This is a genomic window from Marisediminicola senii, from assembly GCF_011057645.1.
Classification (GTDB): domain Bacteria; phylum Actinomycetota; class Actinomycetes; order Actinomycetales; family Microbacteriaceae; genus Marisediminicola; species Marisediminicola senii.
Map to the genome: position 1 here is coordinate 1 of NZ_JAALGE010000053.1, position 17,929 is coordinate 17,929.

A 17,929-nucleotide genomic window follows, 5' to 3' on the forward strand; every position below is an offset into this window, starting at 1 on the left:
AAGACCACGGCGGACGCACCATCCCCGGCGTCTACTCCCGAATCGCAGGCCGACTACTCGCCCTCGCCGCAGGAATCTGGCACAACTGGCTCATCGGAGCACCCAACAAACGCTCCCTCATCGCCTATGACCATTAGGACTCACTCATCTAGTGGTGCGTAAGCGGGTGTCGGATCCGACGGTGAACACGGTCATTTCATTTACCGTGCCGTTCGTGGCATCCATTCCTGCAGAGATGTTGGAGTCGTCGGGGCTGGTTGCTGCGGTGGTGGCGGGGCTCATTACGGGGATTCGGGCTCCGCGGGACTTCTCGCCGCAGAACCGGCTGTCGGACACGCAGAACTGGCGCACAGTGGAGCTGCTGCTCGAGGGCGCGGTGTTTTTGACCATGGGGCTGCAGATCACGACGATTATTGCCGACGTCGAGCGGGATCATGCCGGGGTTGGCACCGCCGTTCTCATCGCGGCGGGCTCAGCGCGGTGCACAGATGCAGAAACGGCTGGAGGGCATGCAGGCGAAGATGGGCACCGAGGAGGAAAAGCGGCAGACGGTCGCGGAGGTGCGCGACCGGCCGGCACAGCGGCTTTCAGAGCGCGACCTGAATCGGTTCTCGACGCGGGTTACCCGGATGCTGGCCGACATCGACTACTTCGTGCGTAAGCCGATGGGATGGCGGGACGGCACGATCGTGGTGTGGGCGGGGATGCGCGGGGCCGTGACGGTCGCGGCGGCGCAGACGTTGCCGGACGATACGCCGCAGCGTGCACTATTAGTGCTGATCGCATTCTCCGTGGCGGTGCTCTCGCTGCTCATCCAGGGTGGGACGGTTGGTCCGCTGGTGCGGCGGCTGACGCCGGAAGTCGACCCGAATGCGGCTGCTGATGAGGCCGAAGAGCGCACGGAGATCTACCGGATGCTGCGCGCAAGCTCGGAGGGGATTGCTGAGCCGGAGCGGCCGGAGGGTGTTCCGCGTGTGGAGCAGTTCTACCGGGAGAAAAAGTACCGGCTGGAGGTGCTGCGCACGCAGCGGTTGGCGCTACTCGACGCTCGGGACAATGGGACGTTCGACGCGGACATGCTGGCGGAGGAGTTGTCGAACCTGGATGCGGCGGAGATCACAATTGAGATGCGGGGGAAGTCGGGGGAGTGAGGGCATCTCTCTTCGCAGGGTGACTATTGCCTCAGGAACGGCGCCGATATCCTCGTGATCCTCCGAATAGCGCGAACAATAAAACGAGACTGATCACGGTCATCGGCACAGGATTGGCCTGGAAGGCTATCCCGAAACCTTCCGCCAGCATTCGGAGACCCATGGCGAAGCCGTCGGCAGCAGGTTCGTACTGGTTCGAGTCCATAGGCAAAACGTAGCGGTGGGCTCGCGCCGTGATCAGCCCCAGTAGTGGTGACTCGATCTCATTCAACGCTCCCAGCAATCTCCCGCAGCGCGAGGATGTGCGCGTCAAACACGCTCCGGCCATCCGCCGTCAGCCCTACCCACGTCATGCGGCGGGCGTCGGACCTCGCCAGTGACGCGCTCTTCTTGAGGGTCACGTAGCCGGCGTCGGTGAGCGTTTTGAGGTGCTTGGAGAGCGTGGCATCCGTCACCGAAAGGGTGTCGCGGAGTACCCCGAAGTCCATGCCGTCTACCCGGCGCAGCAGACCGCAAATCCGCAGCCGCACGGGCGCGTGGATGACCTCGTCGAAGCGCGCCTCAGGCACGACGCAGCTGTTCGAGCGCGGAACGGTAAGCGACGCCGGCGAGCCAGGTGGTGAGAGCGAACGCCGCGAGGCTGGTGAGCACGACGGCCCAGGTCAGTCCAGACGCGACGAGCCCGAGCGAGACCGAGAACAGCGCGAGGCACGACAGCACGATCGCGGCGAGGGCGCCGTATGCCTTTGCGCCCATCGTCCGGAACCGGATGCCCACCTCGCGGTGCACCAGGTGCGCGATGACCAGCGCCACCACGAGCGCCAGCCATCCGGTCGTGGGCGGTTCGTAGTTCACCCCGGGGGTGGCGGATGCCGCGCCGGCAACCCAATACGCGGCAACACCGCCGAACGCGGCCATGAGACCGCGGGGCACGCGCACCGCGTCGGCCACCGCCGCGCGGTCGGCGGCCAGGTCATCGAGGCTCGCGGCAGCCTCGCGAGCAGAGGGTCGGATGGGCGAGTCGTTTTCCATAGCGGCAAGTCTAAGAGGTTACTTTCCGATACGGCAAGCGTTCGCCAAAGCCGTTTCGAGAACGTGCAGACCGTGCAAAAACGACGACAGCATAGGCGGGGTGTACCCCGAATACAACGGTTGACTTGAGTTTCTGTCTTGATATGTTGACCAGAGCAACAATTCGACGGCGCCGTCTGGCCCGCGTGTTGCGGTCCAAAGGAGGGCCTCTTGAGAACGAGCAAGAAATGGTCAGGCGCGCTAGTCGTCGCACTGGCCGCGGGGGTGAGCTTCACTGCTGTGGCAGCGCCAGCCAGTGCGGTAGAAGAGGAAACACCGATCTACCTCGACACGGCGTACTCCGCCGAAGAGCGGGCAGCCGACCTCGTGTCGCGCATGACGCTCGAAGAGAAGGCCTCGCTGATGAACAGCAGTCTTTCGGCTGCGATCCCGCGCCTGGGCGTCGAGGCATACAGCTGGTGGAACGAGGCAGCGCACGGTGTCGCCCGCGAGGGTCGCACCAACGACGCGAACCCCGACATCCTGTGGAACACAACGTCGTACCCGGTGTCGCTCTCCCTCGGATCGACCTGGGACCCCGACCTGATGTACGACGAGGCGACACTGATCTCTGACGAGGCGCGCGAGGTCATGCGCGACAACCGCTTCAACCTCGGCTTCTACTCGCCGACGATCAACCTCGGCCGCGACCCCCGCTGGGGCCGCAACGACGAGACCTACAGCGAAGACCCCGTGCTCACCGCAGCGATGGGCTCGAGCTTCGTCAACGGCATGGAGGGCAAGACCGAAGAGGGCGTGCTGCCCGACGAGGCCGACGGCTACCTCAAGACGCTCACCACGCTCAAGCACTACGCGGCCAACAACAGCGAGTTCAACCGCCGCACCGGCTCCTCCGACATGGACGACCGCACGCTGCGCGAGTACTACACCAAGCAGTTCCGCGACGTGATCGCCGCGAGCGACCCCGGCTCGATGATGACCTCCTACAACGAGGTCAACGGAACGCCCACCACCGCCGACACCTACCTGATCGACACCCTGGCTCGCCAGACGTTCGGGTTCAACGGCTTCTTCACCTCCGACTGCGACTCGATCTTCGAGATCGAGCGCGGCCACCAGTGGATTCCCGAGGGCTACGACCGCCCGGTCAACTACGTCGAGCGCCACGCGTTCGCCAACGCGGCCGGCATGGACCTCGACTGCAATCAGGGCTACCGCGACGCGTACAACTACGCGAACACGGTTCCCGAGGCAGTCGCCGCCGGCATCGAGACCCCGACCGGCACCTACAACGAGAACGACGTCGACGCCTCGGTCGTGCGCCTGATGGCTGCACGCTTCGAGCTCGGCGAGTTCGACTCCGCCGGCTCCGTGCCGTGGGTTCAGCAGGCCCGCGACCGCGGCGCGCTGCTCCCGCAGCAGTACGTCGACTCCCCGGAGAACGGGGCGATCACCCAGACCGCCGAGCGACTCGACATGGCGCGCACCGCCGCAGCGCAGAGCCTCGTGCTGCTGAAGAACGAGGCGCCCGCCGCGGACGCCGACAGCATCCTCCCGCTGCAGGTTCCCGCCACTGGCCAGTACCGCGTCGCCGTGGTCGGTGCATACGCCGACCCCGAGGAGATGTACTTCGGTGGCTACAGCAGCAACCAGAGTGACGACGGACGCGAGAACCACGTCACCGGCTATGACGGCATCGTGGATGCTGTCGCAGACCTCAACGCGAACGCCGACGTCGACTTCTACCCCGGCGTCACCGGGGATGACCTCGGCACGCTCGACCAGGCAACCCTCGACGCCGTCGGCGATTACGACGCCGTCGTGGTCTACGTCGGAACCAACGCCGAGACCGCCGATGAAGAGCGCGACCGCGCCGACCTCAACCTCGAGGGCGCGCAGGAGCAGCTGCTCGAGCAGGTCGGAGCACTCAACCCCAACACGGTCGCGTACATCGAGTCGATCGGACAGGTCGAAGTCGGCGGGTTCGAAGACGACGTCGCGGGTCTGCTGTGGAGCTCGTATAACGGCCAGCGCAAGGGCGAAGCCCTCGCCGACGTGCTGTTCGGTCGCACCAGCCCGAGCGGACACCTTCCGTTCAGCTGGTACCAGACGGCTGACCAGCTCGCCCCGATCGAGGACTACGAGATCCGCGGAACCGACACCGCCAACGGACGTACCTACATGTACTTCGACGGCGACGTCTCGTACCCCTTCGGTTACGGCCAGAGCTACACCCAGTTCGAGTACTCGCCCCTCGAGGTGAACGACACCACCGTCGACGCCAATGGAACCGTCGAGGTCACCACGACCGTGACGAACACCGGAGACGTCGCCGGAGCTGACGCGGTGCAGCTGTACGTGGCGACACCCGACGCCGACCCGGCCGATGAGCGCCCGATCAAGCGCCTCGCGGCGTTCGACCGCGTGGAGCTCGCGGCTGGGGCATCCGAGACCGTCACCCTCGAGGTGTCGATCGAGGACCTCGCGTTCTACAACGAGACGAGCACGCGCTTCGTGGTCGACAGCGGAACCTACGACTTCCAGCTCGCCAGCTCCAGTGCCGACAGCGACATCGCGCAGCGCGCATCCGTCGAGGTATCCGGCACTCTGCTGCCAGTGCCCGAGGTCGTCACGGTGAAGGCACAGACCGAGGCGGATGCTGCGGCAGACGTTGCCCAGCGCACCTTCTTCACCGAAGGCGACGCGGTCGTGCCGCAGGTGACCGTCGCGCTGAACGACGACCAGCTGATCGGCTACGTGCACAAGGGGGAGAGCACTCCGTTCCCCGAGGGCATGACGGTCAGCTACGAGAGCAACCGGCCCGACGTCGTTTCGGTCACAGAGGGAACCGAGCTGACTGCCGCTGGTGGGGGAGTCGCCACGGTGACTGCAACCGCGAGCTTCAACGGCGTCGAAACCACCGGAACCTTCGTGGTTGCGGTGGCCGCGGCGGACGTCGAGGAGCCCACTCCGGGCGAGCCGACCCCGTCGCCCAGCGTTCCGGGAGAGCCGCTTCCTGGCGAGCCCGCCCCGGGTGAGCCGACTCCCGGCACGTCCAACCCGGGCACGGGAACCGGTACCGGATCAGGCACCGGCAACGGAACTGGCACCGGATCGGGAACCACACCCGGTACTGGCACCGGCAACGGTTCGGGTACCGGTAGCGGCAGCACCAGCTCGCAAGGTGACCTCGCGTTCACCGGCGCGAACGTCGCACCGTATGCGTTGCTCGCCGGAGTGCTGCTGGCACTCGGTGTCGCGCTGGTCGGCTTCCGCCGCCGCGCAGCACGCGCCGACGCCGAGTAACCGCAGCGTCGCACCACACGACACCGCCCTCGCACCTCATGGTGCGGGGGCGGTTTCGCGTTTGGGCCGCGGGGTAAGTGGTGTGCTCGCGCGGGGCCGACCGCTGGACAACCGCCCCGCCTAATCATCCGAACGAACGATGCGGGCAATGCTTCAGGCGGCCTCCCACAACTCCTGCAACGCCCAGCATTGAGGCGTGAAGACAAATCGAACTGTTCTCGTCGGCCTTGCCCTGACGTTGCCCGCAGCACTCCTGCTCACCGGATGTTCCGTCGTCGAGGAGGCGGTCTCGAACCAGGCGTCGTCCGAGTACCCAGATGCGTCCGCTCTCCGCTCGCAATGGGACGGAGACGCCGCCTGGGTGCCCAGCGACTCCACATCGCTTCAGGTCGCCCAGTCGAAGAGCACGACTGACGCGACGATCCTGCTCACCAGTGACCTCGACCTCGACCCAGACCTATGTGCAGAGATACCGCGCCAGTCGGCTCCGACAGTGTCGATGGATGACGCACCGGACGCGTACGCCATGGACACGGTGTTCGCCTGCGGCTCATGGACGGTCGGCGCGACGTCGTCGGGGTGGCTCGGCTGGACGCCTGGTCACCCCGACGAGTCCGCGCAGTCACCGTCGTGATGACGAGCTCACACTCACAGGTGCTGCGGCCTCGTGCTCGCGATAGTCGTCCGTCAGAGTGGCCACTTCATGTGACACTCGCGGGCCCCTTCTTTATGCACGAGTCAGGAGTGTCAGCCCTGACTGGTGCATTCGAAGTGGCGGCTGAGATGATGCAGCCGCCACCCCGCTTCAACCGATGACTGGACCGCTCGAGGTCACCAGGTTGAGTCGCCGCGAATTACGGCGTCCGACCCACCGTCAATGAACACGACCTGTCCGCACAGGTGCGAGTTCTCTTCGCTGACGAGCCAGGCTAGAAGGCGGGCCGGCACGATTGCTTCTGCAAAACCATTCAATGGCATAGGAACGCCGGCGCGGATCTGCTCGCGCCCCTCTTCGGTCTCGAGCAGGGGGGCAGTCATCGGGGTGACGATGACTCCGGGCGCGATGGCGTTGAGCGGGATGTTTGCACCCGCCCAATCCGCGGTCGGAGCGGAGCGGCGGATCCACTGCGCGAACGCCTTCTTCGTGGAACTGTAGATGAGCGGGCCGGTCGAGTCGTCGGCAGCGAGAATCTCGGCGCGCGCGAGAGCAGCGGCCTCATCTCCCTCGGTCATCGCTGCGACAAGCTCATCGTCGGTCGGGTGAAGACTTGCCATGGAAGCGACACCGGCGGCACGGGGGGCAGCCGATCCAGCCAGAAGAGGGCGCAATCCTTCGAGGGTCGCCACCATGCCGAAGTAATTGACCGCGACTGTCGCAGGAATCGGGTGGGCCAGCCCCGCGATGGCGAGAACTCCGTCGATGGTTCCGGCGGACTTCTCGCGCACTTGCTCCACAAGTGCCTCGCGGCCATCGGTAGTAGTGAGGTCCACGTTGATGACGGTACCGCGCAAGTCGACGCCGATGACCGTGTCGCCTCGGCTCTGCAACAATTCCGCAGTCGTCTTGCCAATGCCAGATGCTGCGCCGGTAACTACAAATGTCCTAGCCATCTCAACTCCTTTGTCTGAGGCCAATACTTTCCTTCAGAAACTATCTGATGGAGGACTATTCTCACAACGTGAACGACGAAACGGACTCGCGGTTGCACTACCGTTCCGACCTTGTTCAAAACATGACGTCATTGCTCAATATCTGGCATTCCCCGCGGTTCCAGCGCGACATCGTCACCGAACGACACAGGTCCCTCAGCACGCTCGAAGTGCGTCTCGTGTGGACTCTCGGTTCGCTCGGGCCGTCCCGCCCATCCGAGCTCTCCGCCGCGCTCGACGTGACTGCCACAAGCCTGAGTAAGGCAATAGCAAAGTTGGATGCTGCGGGCATCGTCACCCGCGAGCCCAGCCCCCACGACCGACGTTCCCACACCCTGCACCTCTCCGCTGAGGGGCGCCGGGCAGCGCAGGAGTTATACGACGTCGGGGACGCCATGGTCACCGAGATTTTCGCCGACTGGAATGAGCGGGATGTGTTGCAGCTCAGCGCCCTGATTGCCAGATTTGTCGCCGAGTCGGATGCCTACGCTCGGCGGATCCATCGCGAGGACCCTGCATAACCTGTCCAGGTTCCCCGCGATCGCACCGGTGCGCGCTGTTGGTGGGGGGAGTCCAACGTAGAGATGGCGGCTACTCGTGTGTGCGTCCCGGATAACGGACTGGTGCGGATCGCGCCGCCGCGGTTCCTGCCTGCCTCAGGCCCTGCCCCTGAGGATCAGGTTCCAGTACACCCACGGCAGTACGTATCGGTCGGCGACCCACGTGAACCGGTGTTCTCTCGCGAGTCCCTTCCAGAACGGGATCGACGGCTTCGGGCGGTACCGGTCGTCGAACTCCGACAGCACCACTGTCGAGCGCGACACCGTGAATGGGCACACCGAGTAGCCGTTGTAGGCCTTTGGGAGCGACTTGCCCTTCAGAGCAGCAACGAGGTTCTTCGCGAGTACGAAGGTCTGCTGCCGCAGGGCGCCACCCGATTTGGAGTTCGTCGTGGCCGCCGCGTCTCCGAGCGCCCAGACATCGGGGTAGCGGGGGTGGCGCAGCGTCGCGGCGTCGACCTCGACGAAACCTCCAGGGCTTGCGGGGTCAGCCAGTGTCGTGGCGGCGAGCCAGTCCGGCGCGGACTGCGGCGGCACCGCGTGCAGCACGTCGTAGTGGAGGTGCGTCCGTGGCGCCAGCGGATCGCTCTGCTCCGCAAGGTCAGACCCGGGCTGCACGGGCGTAGCTGCAATCGCGATGGTTTGGCTGCCGGCATCCACTTCGACAAGTTCCGACCCGTAGTGCACCTCGATGCCATACTCGGTCACCTTGCGTTCGAGCTCCTTGTCGATCAGCGGCATGCCGAACAGCGTTCGCGTCGGCACGACCAGGATCACCGTGATGTCGTCCAGTACGCCGGTGGCCCGCCAGTCATCGCAGGCGAGGTACATCGGCTTCTGCGCCGCACCAGAACAGGTGGCAGGGCCCGCGGGCTGCGTGAAGACGACGGTGCCGCTGCGAATGTCGCGAAGCGTTTTCGACGCCTTTTGCGCATAGGCGAGCTCGTAATTGGAGATGCCGGCCGGTGTCTCCATCGCGTCGGCCAGACCCGGCACCGCGCTCCAGTCCATTTGGATTCCTGCGCCCACCACAAGCTGCCCGTAGCTGATCTGGCTACCGTTGGTGAGGGTGACGGTCTTCGCGTCGGGGTCGATAGTGTGCACAGTCGCCCGTATCCAGCGCACGCCCCGGGGGATAACCGATGCCTGGGGCCTGGTCGCGATCCGCGACGGTGCGGTACCTCCCGCGACGTGGGAGAACATCGGCTGGTAGTAGTGGGTGTTTCGCGGCTCGATCACCACGATGTCGTCGGCGCCATAACGACGAAGCCGGCCAGCCACCGAGAGCCCCGCGTTGCCGCCCCCGATGATGACCACGTTGTGGTGTTCCATGTCAGAGTTCATGCCGGTCATTATCTGTCCAGCCGCCGGGAAAGGTACGGGCCGGTGATGCTGTCGGGCGCGGCAGCGACCTGGGCCGGGGTGCCGGTCGCGATCACCGTGCCGCCGTGATCACCGCCGCCCGGGCCCAGGTCGATGACCCAGTCCGCGGAGGCGATTGCATCGAGATCGTGCTCGACCACGACGACGGTGTTTCCGGCATCCACCAGGGCATGCAACTGCGTCATCAACAGGGCGACGTCGGCAGGGTGGAGCCCGGCGGTGGGTTCGTCGAGCAGGTAGAGCGTGTGGCCGCGGGTGGTTCGCTGCAGCTCGGTGGCGATCTTGATGCGCTGCGCCTCGCCGCCGCTCAGTTCAGTGGCCGGCTGCCCCAGCCGCAGGTAGCCGAGTCCGACGTCGCGCAGCGACTGCAGGCTGCGCGCGGCGCCCGCGACGTCGACGAAGAAGGTGGATGCCTCGTCGACCGACATCGCGAGGATCTCGGCGATGTTCTTGCCGTTCCACGTGATCTCCAGCGTCTCCGGCGTGTAGCGGGAACCGTGGCAGGTCGGGCAGGGGCCGTAGGTGCCGGGCAGGAACAGCAGCTCCACCTCGACGAAGCCATCGCCCTGGCAGGTGGGGCAGCGTCCGCTGGCGACATTGAACGAGAATCGCCCGGGCGCCCACCCGCGCTTCTTCGCCTCGGGAGTCGCCGCGAACAGGCTCCGCACCACATCGAACATCCCCGTGTAGGTGGCGAGTGTCGAGCGAGGGGTGCGGCCGATAGGGCGCTGGTCGACCCGCACCAGCCGACTGAACGCCTCGAGGCCCGCAGCATCCGACACGTCCACCTGCAGCTGCTCGCTGTCGTCGTCGGCATCGGGTGTCGCGCCGAGCCACCGACGAACCACCTCCGACAGCACCTGGGTCACGAGCGTCGACTTTCCGGACCCCGACACCCCGGTGACCGCCGTCAGCACCCCGAGCGGCACCTCGACCGAGAGGTCGCGCAGGTTGTGGCGCGATACACCGGCGAGTCGAAGCCAGCCGATTGGATGTCGCGGCTGCCTGTCAACCGCAGCGACGCGACCGAACAGGTGCCGGCCGGTCAGCGACTCCTCCACTCCCTCGAGCCCGGCCACCGGCCCGCTGTACACAACGCGCCCGCCACCCTCACCGGCCGCGGGACCGATATCGACGATCCAGTCGGCCTGGCGCACGATGTCCATGTCGTGCTCGACGACGAACAGCGAGTTGCCGGACGCCTTCAGCCGGTTGAGCACCTCGAGCAGGGGCTCGGCGTCTGCCGGGTGCAGGCCCGCCGACGGCTCGTCAAGCACGTAGATCACGCCGAACAGCCCGGACCGCAGCTGGGTGGCGATCCGCAGCCGCTGGGCCTCGCCGGGTGACAGTGTCGTCGACGACCGGCCGAGGCTCAGATATCCGAGCCCCAGCCCGAGCAGAACGTCGATGCGAGCGAGCAGGTCGGCCGAGATGCGCACGGCGACCTCCGTAGTCTCGCCAGACGTCGACGATGAGATGGCGGATGCTGGGGCCTCCTGTTCGGCGATGGGGCGCAGCATCCCGGCCACCTCGATCAACGACAGGGCGTTCATCGCGGCAATGCTGTGGCCGGCGATCGTCACCTCGAGGGCGGCGGGGATCAGGCCGCTGCCGTGGCACGTCGGGCAGCTGATGCTCTCGGTGAACCGCAGCGCCTTGTCGCGCATCTGCTGGCTCTGCGAATCGGCCAGGACGTGCATGATGTGCTTGCGGGCGCTCCAAAACTTGCCCTTGTAGCCGTGGTCGACGCGGTCGGCCTGCGGCTCGATGAAGACCTTGGGCTGCTCGTCGGTGAACAGCAGCCAGTCGCGATCCTCCTGGCTCAGGGTGTGCCACGGCGCGTCGATGTCGATGCCCAGGCCGTTGACGATGCTGCGCTGGTTCGCGCCCTGCCAGGCTCCCGGCCACGCGGCGATGGCGCCGTCGCGGATACTCAATGTCGGGTCGGGCACCATCAGCTCCACCGTCACGTCGTGCACGATGCCGAGCCCGTGGCAGCGGCGGCACGCGCCGGCCGCGGTGTTGGGAGAGAACGCCTCGGCAGCGAGGAGCGGGGCGTCGGCGGGATAGCTGCCAGCGCGGGAGTAGAGCATGCGCAGCAGGTTCGACAGCGTGGTGATCGTGCCGACAGTCGAGCGTGAGCTTGGCGCACCCCGCCGCTGCTGGAGCGCGACCGCGGGAGGCAGGCCGGTGATCTCGGTGACGTGGGGCGCGCCGACCTGCTGCAGCAGACGTCGTGCGTAGGGGGCGACCGACTCGAAGTACCGGCGCTGCGCTTCGGCGTACACGGTGCCGAATGCCAGGGACGACTTGCCGGATCCGGAAACCCCGGTGAACGCCACGAACGCATCTCGCGGAATGTCGACGTCGATGCTGCGGAGGTTGTTCTCCGCCGCGCCGCGTACTCGAACGAAGCCGGTTCTTTCGTTGTCTGTCACTTGTCGAACTTACCCGGAGCGGGGATGGGTTCCCGTGGCGCCCGCGATACGCCGAACCTCGGCGCTACCCCATCTCTGTCACGACCGGACGAGGCGCACGCCGGTCACCAGAAGCCAGACGAGCCAGGCGGCGAACCCGAGGAGCCCGACGATGATCAGCGGCGAGCCGTCGGCGATCGCGAGGTTGCCGAGCCCCGCGGCGAGAAGCAGGGTCCCGCCGACCAGGCCCAGCACGCGCTGCCAAGCCGGAGTCAGCCCACTGGCATGCGCGGCGATGGCCCCGCCGATGCAGGTGGCACCGAGCATCGGCAGCGCCAGCCCGAACGCCGCCGCATGAATCTGCCAGACGAGCCCGAACGCGGGCGTCGGCTCGGCGAGCCCGCCGGCGGAGATCGCGAGCCCGATCCGAGGACGTTGAAGAGCACGAAGATGGCCGACAGCGTCGCACCAGCGGCCACGGCGAGGCGCGACCAGTCGGCGCCCGCTCCGCCGCGCCGCTCCACGATGCCGTGCAGGCCCGTCACGAACACGAGCAGCAGCGGAAGCTACAGGGCCACCAGACCGGATATGACCGCGACCGTGTCGCTGTTGGCCGCGTAGTAGGCAAGCACTTCCTCTATCGGATCGCTGTAGCTCGGCGCGCCCGTTACCGCAAACAGCACGTTCTCTGTCACCCACAACACCGCAAACGCGATCGCCGCGGCACCGACAAGCCGGCCTCGCGCTGACCCCCTGCGGGGTGACGTAGTTTGCGTGTTCTTCGGTGATTTCATCTCTTACTCCTTCGTCGGGGTCGGATGACCGTCGCGTGGTCGGGGTTCAGGAGGCGGAGATTCGGGGCCAGGTCCAGGCCGCGCGCAGGATGAAGGCCATGATCAGCACCTCGACTCCGATAGTGAGGGCGTAGTAGAGGGCGTATTCCCAGGTCGCCCCTGCCGCGTTGAATACCAGCACTGGTGTGTACAGCGATGCCACGACGATGTTGGTGGCGCGGTTCACCCGCGGGGGCAGGGTCGTGGAGAGCATGATCATCACGGTCGGAATCGCGATGATCACGAAGAAAATGGACATCAACGTTCCACTGATGTCGAACGCGAAGATGACACCGCCCCGAATGTCGTCGATTTCACCGGGCTGGTAGAGGTGGAAGTAGTCGATGTAGATGATGAAGAACATGAGGCTGGTCCATGAGGCGGCGATCGTGGCCTGCACCGGAATGGGTGGGTTGTCTAGCAGGTTCGGGGTTTTCGTTCGGATGGTCATTGGTTCTTCTTTCCTCGAGTGGAGCGGTCCGTCCGCCGAAGTGGCGGTAGGTCTGGACGTGCGATTGCACGGAAATCAGGCGGTGGCGATGCTCAGCACGACGCTGCCGCGCTTGCGGCCGGTGTCGACGTAACGGTGCGCTTCGACAATGTCGGCGAGGACATAGCTGCGGTCGACCACGGGCCGGTAGCGGCCGGACTCCGCGAGGCTGACGAGGTAGGCGAGTTCGTCGGCGCCAGGTTTGCCGACGTCCCAGGTGACGAACTTTCCCGACCTGCGGCTCTGCCCGCGGGCGCGCAGCATGCCCCACAGGTCGCAGATGGCGAGCAGCAGTGCCCCGCCCGGGTTGATCAGTGCTTCGACCCGTTCGAATGGGGCGTTGCCAACGCAATCGACGACCACGTCGTAGGTCTGTGTGTCGGCGGTGAAATCTTGCCGGGTGTAGTCGATGACGCGGTCGGCGCCGAGCGACGTCACGAGCTCCGCGTTCGGGCCGCTGGTGACGGCGGTGACGTGGGCCCCGAGGTGTTTGACGAGCTGGATCACGGCGGTGCCGACTGCGCCGGATGCTCCGTTGACGAGCACTGTCGTATCCGACCCGATCGACACCTTCGACAGAAAACCCTGGGCGGTGATGCCGCCGAACACGAGCGTGATGGCCTCCTCCAGTGTCAGGTTGGCGGGAGCACGTGTGATGGCGCCGTCCGCGGGCACGCACACGTATTCGGCGTGACCGCCGAAGCCACGCAACATGGCGATCACACGGTCGCCGACAGCGAAGCCGGTGACGCCGGGGCCGAGGGCCTCGACAACGCCCGCGGCATCCATGCCCAGCACGCGCAGCTTGGGTCGGAACAGACCTATGTGGCCGGCGGCGAGCATGCCGAGGCCTTCTGGGAGATCGTAGGCGCGTGCCCGGTGATCGCCCGCACTCACGGTGCTCGCGTGCACCCTGATGAGTACTTCGCGGGACTTCGGTGACGGGACGGCGCGCTTTTCGAGGTGCACGACCTCGGGAACACCGAAACGACGGTAGACGGCGGCGGTCATGGTGGTGTTCGTTGTCATGACTCGATGCTCGCCGCCGCGTCGGCTGGCAGCATCGGCAGAACGGCCGGAACCATTTCGGCCGAAAGTATGGTTCTGTGCTGTACTTCGTGCCGATGTGGGCACACGTGCAAACGACGACCATCGAGTCATGACGTCGACTCGCACCCCGGGGGCGAAACCCGCCCGCACCGGTCGCACGGGACGCCCCCGCAGTGGCTGGCTCGCTATCACTGGGCTCCTGTTGCTCAGCGCAATCCCCGTGATCGGAGGTGCACTTCGGCTGGGTGAGATTGGAGAGAACGGCATGCTCGACTACTCCCCAGTGCCGAGGATCGCCCACGTGGTGGGGATGAGCGTGTTCTGCCTGGTTGGCGCGTTTCAGTTCTCGCCCGCGCTGCGCATGCGGCGCACGTGGCACCGGATGGCGGGTCGCGTGCTCATCCCGGCCGGATTCATCGCGGCACTCTCCGGTGTCTGGTTCGGGTTCTCCTTCAGCGGCCCGGCTGATGAGGTCGCGATGGCGATGATTCGACTTGTATGTGCAGTCGCGATGACAGGGTTTCTCGTGCTGGGGGTGATCGCGATACGGCGTCGCGATTTTGCAGCGCACGGTGCGTGGCTCACTCGCGCCTACGCGATCGCGGTCACGGGCGGAACCCAGGCGTTGGTCTTCCTCTTGTGGTCCATCGTTACGGGCGAGGTGGTCAACGCTTTCGGTGGACCCTTCCTGGTTGCGGCGGGTTTCGCGGTCAACAGCGTCGTGGCCGAGCTGATCATCGTCAGGCGAGCACGTGCATCCCGTGCGCGTGCATCCCGTGCGCTCGTATCATGAGGTCGTGATCGGGCTCCTGCGTTCCGCGTGGAGGGCGCCGGCGGCGGTGCCCCCTCCACCCGGTCGGGTGTGGCGCGACTGGGTACTCTTAGTGGTCGTCGCGACGCTCGCGATCGTCGAGGGCATCCTGAGAACCGACCTCACCTATCCCGTCGTTTCGGTGCTTGGCGTGGTGGTGATCGCCCCAACGGTGGTGTGGCGCCGCACGAGGCCGCTGCTCATGCTCGTAATCGCCGTCGTGGTGGGCACGGCGCTACAGTTCGCGCTGCCCGACACCGTCAATACGAGCGCGTTCGTCGTGGTGCTCATCTACGCCCTCTACCGCTGGGGTTCCGGTCGCTCCCTCGTGCTCGGCTCCGCGATCCTCCTCGGGATCCTCGGACTGACGTTCCTGCGCGGCGGCGCACTCGACGAACTGATCGGCGGCTTCGCACTGGTGCTTACAGTCGCGGTGCTCGGGGTGGTGTTCCGCGCCCGCGCAGGCTCCCAACAGCGCAACCTCGACCGCATCCGGATGCTGGAACGCGAACACCTGGCCCGTGACCTTCACGACACGGTCGCCCACTACATCTCGGCAATCGCGATCCGCGCCCAGGCCGGCATCGCGATGGCCACACACGACCCGGGCGCCGCGACCGATGCCCTGGGCGTGATCGAGGCGGAGGCCGCCAAGACCCTCAGTGAGCTGCGGTCGATGGTGCGGGTGCTTCGTCAGGGCGAGTCGGCCGAGCTCGCACCGAGCCCGCGATTGGCCGACATCGAGCAGCTCGCGGGAACGCGCCCCGGCGGCGCGCGGGTCACGGTGCGGATCGTGGGCGACGACGGCAGCATCCCGCCGCCAGTTGCCGCTGCGGTCTTTCGTCTCGCCCAGGAATCGGTGACTAATGCCCTGCGCCACGCGCGGCAGGTCACCCACGTCGAGGTGTCGGTCGATGTGGACGAGGGCGGGGTGCGCCTCAGCGCGATCAACGACGGCGACCTCGCGGCCTCGCCGACCCCCGGCTTCGGCATCATCGGCATGATGGAGCGCGCCGCTCTGCTGGGCGGCACCTGTCGGGCCGGCCCCGCCCCGGGCGGTGGGTGGGTGGTCACCGCGGTGCTGCCTCGTGTTGGATGGGCAGCGTGACCATCCGCGTGCTCATCGCCGACGACCAGGAGCTCGTGCGCACCGGGCTCAGCATGATCCTTTCCGCACAACCGGACATCGAGGTCGTGGGGCAGGCGGTCAACGGTGTCGAGGCGGTCGCCCTCGCCCGTAGCCTGCGCCCGGATGTCTGCCTCTTCGACATCCGGATGCCCGGGCTCGACGGCATCGAAGCGACCCGCGCCATCGCCGGCCCCGGCGCCGAAGACCCGATGGCGGTCGTCATCATCACGACCTTCGACCTCGACGAGTACGTGTTCGCGGCGCTGCGGGCGGGCGCGAAGGGCTTTCTGCTCAAGGACGCTGGCTCCGCGCTACTCGCACAGGCGACCCGTGCCGCCGCCAGCGGGGATGCCCTCATTGCGCCGAATGTCACAGTGCGGCTGCTCGAAGCGTTCGCTGGGGCAGAGCCCGCGGCATCCCTGTCGCAGCCGATCGAGCCACTCACCGAACGTGAGGAGCAGGTGCTCGCCAAGGTCGCGGGCGGCTTGAGCAACAGCGAGATCGCGGCCGAGCTGTACATCACTCTGAGCACGGTCAAGACCCACGTGGCGAGCCTGATGACCAAGCTCGGCGCCCGCAATCGCGTGGAGATCGCGATCTGGGCTCACGAGAGGCGTCGTACGCGTTAACCGTCTTAACGACTGTGGCGGAGGGCGTCAGCAGTCATGGTCTTGCGTCCGAGCTCGGCCTGATCGCCTCGTTCCAAGGGCCCGTTAGCTTGGGAAGATGGACCATGGCTATCCACCCTTTTGCAGACGGCACCTGGACCACGGCCCCAGCGGCTGTCGACATCACCGACGACGGGATGCGCGTCACCGCCATCAAAGGGAGCGACGCATGGCGCGTCACTTCCTACGGGTTCATCCACGACACCGAGCACGCGCTGCTGGCCCCCTTTGCAGACAACTCCGCGATGGAGGTGTCCTTCATGCTCAACTTCTCGGCGCAGTTCGACCAGGCCGGCATCTTCGTCCGCCAAGATCGCGAGACCTGGGTCAAGGCCGGTATCGAGTGGAGCGATGGCGAAGAGAGTCTCGGGGCCGTGGTGACCAGGGGAGTCTCTGATTGGTCACTGTCCCCGGTGCCCGGATGGAGCGGCAGACGCGTGACGGTGCGGGCCAGCAGGGCAAGTAATGCACTCACGATCAGGGCAAGAGTCGACTCCGAACCGTGGCGGCTGGTACGGGTAGCGCCGCTGGCACCAGGCGCCGTCCTCAGCGCCGGCCCGTTCTGCTGCGCGCCGACCCGGGACGGCCTCACAGTGCATTTCACCTCGTGGCAGATCGTCGCTTCCGACACCAGCCTTCACCCCGAAGACTGACACTGCGCCTCGGTGCAGCGGCGGCGTTCAGCGTGACACTCGGGCCCGTTGACGGTTGTGGGGCTGACGGCAATGTGCCGGTGCTGTTGGCGGAGCATCCGTCGTTTTCGCGGAAGACCTGCTGTAACCCTCGCTGTCTGCCGCGCGGTGTGCTGTCGGAGAGTCATCAGTCTGTCTCGGCCGTGCCAATGTCGGCAGTGGATTCGCCATGTGGCAGTCTCGATGGAATGACTGCCCACGAGCTTGCCGCCGCTGTACCCGACACTGAGGAAGGTGCAGCCTTCTGGTCTGAGTATGCCGCGGCTCAACCTGATGCAGCGCGAACTTGCCCCGAGTACACCGTGGAGCACTTCGGCGACTCGGCGCGCATGGCTGACGAGCTATTGCAGGAGGTTACTCATGGTGCCAAGCGGGCCACTTCGGAGCTGGTCGCCGCGTTCGCTGCAGACGGCGACGAGTTGCCCAGAATAGGTTCGCACTGGATCGCTTGTGACAGCACGGGTGCCCCGCGAATCATTTTGCGCAGCACCGAGTTTCGCATCGGCACGTTTAGCATTGCTGATGAAGCGTTCGCGTGGGATGAGGGAGAGGACGACCGCTCGCTGGCCAGTTGGCGAATCCAGCACGCGAAGTATTGGGCCCGTACTTGCGCCGCGCGGGGCGCTGTCTGAGTTGAGTCCCGCATAGTGGTGTAGCCGCGGTGGCCCGGCTCGTCGTGAAGACGTGGACGCGGTCACCGTGTGATCCTTCGAGAAGTCTCTTACCTCGACTCGAAAGGCATCATCACGATGACCGC

The 17,929-nt window shown here is 66.2% G+C and carries 19 protein-coding genes and 2 pseudogenes; 11 read left to right on the forward strand and 10 right to left on the reverse strand.

The features are described 5' to 3' along the window. The 3 genes and pseudogenes from G5S38_RS13415 to G5S38_RS13425 all read left to right on the forward strand — a co-directional run. Nucleotides 1-137, forward strand: a pseudogene (locus G5S38_RS13415) (IS982 family transposase); the annotation flags it as partial. Nucleotides 138-166: 29 nt separating this feature from the next. Further along, nucleotides 167-457: pseudogene (locus G5S38_RS15715) on the forward strand (cation:proton antiporter domain-containing protein); the annotation flags it as partial. A 31-nt stretch (nt 458-488) separates the two neighbouring features. Further along, the gene (locus G5S38_RS13425; RefSeq protein ID WP_235929078.1) at nt 489-1,151 is read left to right on the forward strand and encodes a cation:proton antiporter domain-containing protein; all 663 of its coding nucleotides are present in this window, start codon (nt 489-491) and stop codon (nt 1,149-1,151) included. A gap of 31 nt (nt 1,152-1,182) precedes the next feature. Here the strand turns inward: G5S38_RS13425 and G5S38_RS13430 are convergent, their stop codons facing one another. From G5S38_RS13430 to G5S38_RS13440, 3 genes are read right to left on the reverse strand one after another with little or no spacing between them, the layout of a single operon-like run. Then, nucleotides 1,183-1,356, reverse strand: a complete 174-nt coding sequence (locus tag G5S38_RS13430; RefSeq protein WP_165069600.1) for a hypothetical protein — start codon at nt 1,354-1,356, stop codon at nt 1,183-1,185. Nucleotides 1,357-1,414: 58 nt separating this feature from the next. After that, the gene (locus G5S38_RS13435) at nt 1,415-1,720 is read right to left on the reverse strand and encodes a transcriptional regulator (protein WP_165069602.1); all 306 of its coding nucleotides are present in this window, start codon (nt 1,718-1,720) and stop codon (nt 1,415-1,417) included. After that, nucleotides 1,713-2,183, reverse strand: coding sequence for a hypothetical protein (locus G5S38_RS13440; RefSeq protein ID WP_165069604.1), 471 nt, complete (start codon nt 2,181-2,183; stop codon nt 1,713-1,715). Before G5S38_RS13440 ends, G5S38_RS13435 begins: the two co-directional genes overlap by 8 nt. A 210-nt stretch (nt 2,184-2,393) precedes the next feature. Here G5S38_RS13440 and G5S38_RS13445 point away from each other — a divergent pair, with 210 nt between their 5' ends. Together G5S38_RS13445 and G5S38_RS13450 are read left to right on the forward strand one after the other, a co-directional pair. After that, entirely contained in the window at nt 2,394-5,489 is a 3,096-nt protein-coding gene (locus G5S38_RS13445) for a glycoside hydrolase family 3 C-terminal domain-containing protein (protein WP_201276691.1), read from the forward strand. A 196-nt stretch (nt 5,490-5,685) separates the two neighbouring features. Next, nucleotides 5,686-6,123, forward strand: coding sequence for a hypothetical protein (locus tag G5S38_RS13450; protein ID WP_165069606.1), 438 nt, complete (start codon nt 5,686-5,688; stop codon nt 6,121-6,123). 197 nt (nt 6,124-6,320) lie between these two features. Here G5S38_RS13450 and G5S38_RS13455 read toward each other — a convergent pair whose 3' ends face one another. Next, a complete protein-coding gene (locus G5S38_RS13455; RefSeq protein ID WP_328796743.1) occupies nt 6,321-7,124 on the reverse strand; it encodes an SDR family oxidoreductase in 804 nt (267 codons plus the stop codon). A 44-nt stretch (nt 7,125-7,168) separates the two neighbouring features. On the opposite strand from G5S38_RS13455, the gene G5S38_RS13460 reads away from it, so the two are divergent. Then, nucleotides 7,169-7,660, forward strand: a complete 492-nt coding sequence (locus tag G5S38_RS13460) for a MarR family winged helix-turn-helix transcriptional regulator (RefSeq protein WP_165069608.1) — start codon at nt 7,169-7,171, stop codon at nt 7,658-7,660. Between the two features lie 135 nt (nt 7,661-7,795). Here the strand turns inward: G5S38_RS13460 and G5S38_RS13465 are convergent, their stop codons facing one another. The 6 genes from G5S38_RS13465 to G5S38_RS13485 all read right to left on the reverse strand — a co-directional run bounded on the left by G5S38_RS13465 (nt 7,796) and on the right by G5S38_RS13485 (nt 13,851). Further along, a complete protein-coding gene (locus G5S38_RS13465; protein WP_235929079.1) occupies nt 7,796-9,043 on the reverse strand; it encodes an NAD(P)/FAD-dependent oxidoreductase in 1,248 nt (415 codons plus the stop codon). An 8-nt stretch (nt 9,044-9,051) separates the two neighbouring features. Then, on the reverse strand, nt 9,052-11,520 hold the full coding sequence (gene uvrA / locus G5S38_RS13470; RefSeq protein WP_165069610.1) for an excinuclease ABC subunit UvrA: 2,469 nt from the start codon (nt 11,518-11,520) through the stop codon (nt 9,052-9,054). A gap of 78 nt (nt 11,521-11,598) precedes the next feature. Then, complete coding sequence (locus G5S38_RS15720; protein ID WP_235929080.1) at nt 11,599-11,826, reverse strand: hypothetical protein; 228 nt, start codon at nt 11,824-11,826, stop codon at nt 11,599-11,601. Nucleotides 11,827-12,065: 239 nt separating this feature from the next. Beyond that, entirely contained in the window at nt 12,066-12,293 is a 228-nt protein-coding gene (locus G5S38_RS15725) for a hypothetical protein (protein WP_235929081.1), read from the reverse strand. Nucleotides 12,294-12,339: 46 nt separating this feature from the next. Continuing rightward, nucleotides 12,340-12,783 (reverse strand): DUF6326 family protein, encoded by a 444-nt coding sequence (locus G5S38_RS13480; RefSeq protein ID WP_165069613.1) that lies wholly within the window; start codon nt 12,781-12,783, stop codon nt 12,340-12,342. A 75-nt stretch (nt 12,784-12,858) separates the two neighbouring features. Next, nucleotides 12,859-13,851 carry an NAD(P)-dependent alcohol dehydrogenase gene (locus G5S38_RS13485; protein ID WP_165069615.1) on the reverse strand — a complete coding sequence of 331 codons (993 nt, stop codon included), beginning with the start codon at nt 13,849-13,851 and terminating at the stop codon, nt 12,859-12,861. 286 nt (nt 13,852-14,137) lie between these two features. On the opposite strand from G5S38_RS13485, the gene G5S38_RS13490 reads away from it, so the two are divergent. From G5S38_RS13490 to G5S38_RS13510, 5 genes are all read left to right on the forward strand, one after another. Beyond that, the gene (locus G5S38_RS13490) at nt 14,138-14,665 is read left to right on the forward strand and encodes a DUF2306 domain-containing protein (protein ID WP_201276692.1); all 528 of its coding nucleotides are present in this window, start codon (nt 14,138-14,140) and stop codon (nt 14,663-14,665) included. 4 nt (nt 14,666-14,669) lie between these two features. Then, nucleotides 14,670-15,791, forward strand: coding sequence for a sensor histidine kinase (locus G5S38_RS13495; protein WP_165069618.1), 1,122 nt, complete (start codon nt 14,670-14,672; stop codon nt 15,789-15,791). Further along, a complete protein-coding gene (locus G5S38_RS13500; protein WP_165069620.1) occupies nt 15,788-16,441 on the forward strand; it encodes a response regulator in 654 nt (217 codons plus the stop codon). The genes G5S38_RS13495 and G5S38_RS13500 overlap by 4 nt, the downstream gene beginning before the upstream one ends. Nucleotides 16,442-16,545: 104 nt before the next feature. Further along, nucleotides 16,546-17,133: a DUF1349 domain-containing protein gene (locus G5S38_RS13505; RefSeq protein WP_165069623.1), complete on the forward strand. Its 588-nt coding sequence runs from the start codon at nt 16,546-16,548 to the stop codon at nt 17,131-17,133. A 227-nt stretch (nt 17,134-17,360) separates the two neighbouring features. Continuing rightward, nucleotides 17,361-17,804 carry an ASCH domain-containing protein gene (locus G5S38_RS13510; RefSeq protein ID WP_165069626.1) on the forward strand — a complete coding sequence of 148 codons (444 nt, stop codon included), beginning with the start codon at nt 17,361-17,363 and terminating at the stop codon, nt 17,802-17,804. The last annotated feature ends 125 nt before the right edge of the window (nt 17,805-17,929 follow it).

Coding starts and splice junctions, on each gene's coding strand:
- G5S38_RS13510 (WP_165069626.1), top strand. CDS start 17,361: ATGACTGCCCACGAGCTTGCCGCCGCTGTACCCGACACTGAGGAAGGT.
- G5S38_RS13440 (WP_165069604.1), bottom strand. CDS start 2,183: ATGGAAAACGACTCGCCCATCCGACCCTCTGCTCGCGAGGCTGCCGCG.
- G5S38_RS13480 (WP_165069613.1), bottom strand. CDS start 12,783: ATGACCATCCGAACGAAAACCCCGAACCTGCTAGACAACCCACCCATT.
- G5S38_RS15725 (WP_235929081.1), bottom strand. CDS start 12,293: ATGAAATCACCGAAGAACACGCAAACTACGTCACCCCGCAGGGGGTCA.
- G5S38_RS13490 (WP_201276692.1), top strand. CDS start 14,138: ATGCTCGACTACTCCCCAGTGCCGAGGATCGCCCACGTGGTGGGGATG.
- G5S38_RS13485 (WP_165069615.1), bottom strand. CDS start 13,851: ATGACAACGAACACCACCATGACCGCCGCCGTCTACCGTCGTTTCGGT.
- G5S38_RS13425 (WP_235929078.1), top strand. CDS start 489: ATGCAGAAACGGCTGGAGGGCATGCAGGCGAAGATGGGCACCGAGGAG.
- G5S38_RS13430 (WP_165069600.1), bottom strand. CDS start 1,356: ATGGACTCGAACCAGTACGAACCTGCTGCCGACGGCTTCGCCATGGGT.
- G5S38_RS13465 (WP_235929079.1), bottom strand. CDS start 9,043: ATGAACTCTGACATGGAACACCACAACGTGGTCATCATCGGGGGCGGC.
- G5S38_RS15720 (WP_235929080.1), bottom strand. CDS start 11,826: ATGCTCGGTGCCACCTGCATCGGCGGGGCCATCGCCGCGCATGCCAGT.
- G5S38_RS13505 (WP_165069623.1), top strand. CDS start 16,546: ATGGCTATCCACCCTTTTGCAGACGGCACCTGGACCACGGCCCCAGCG.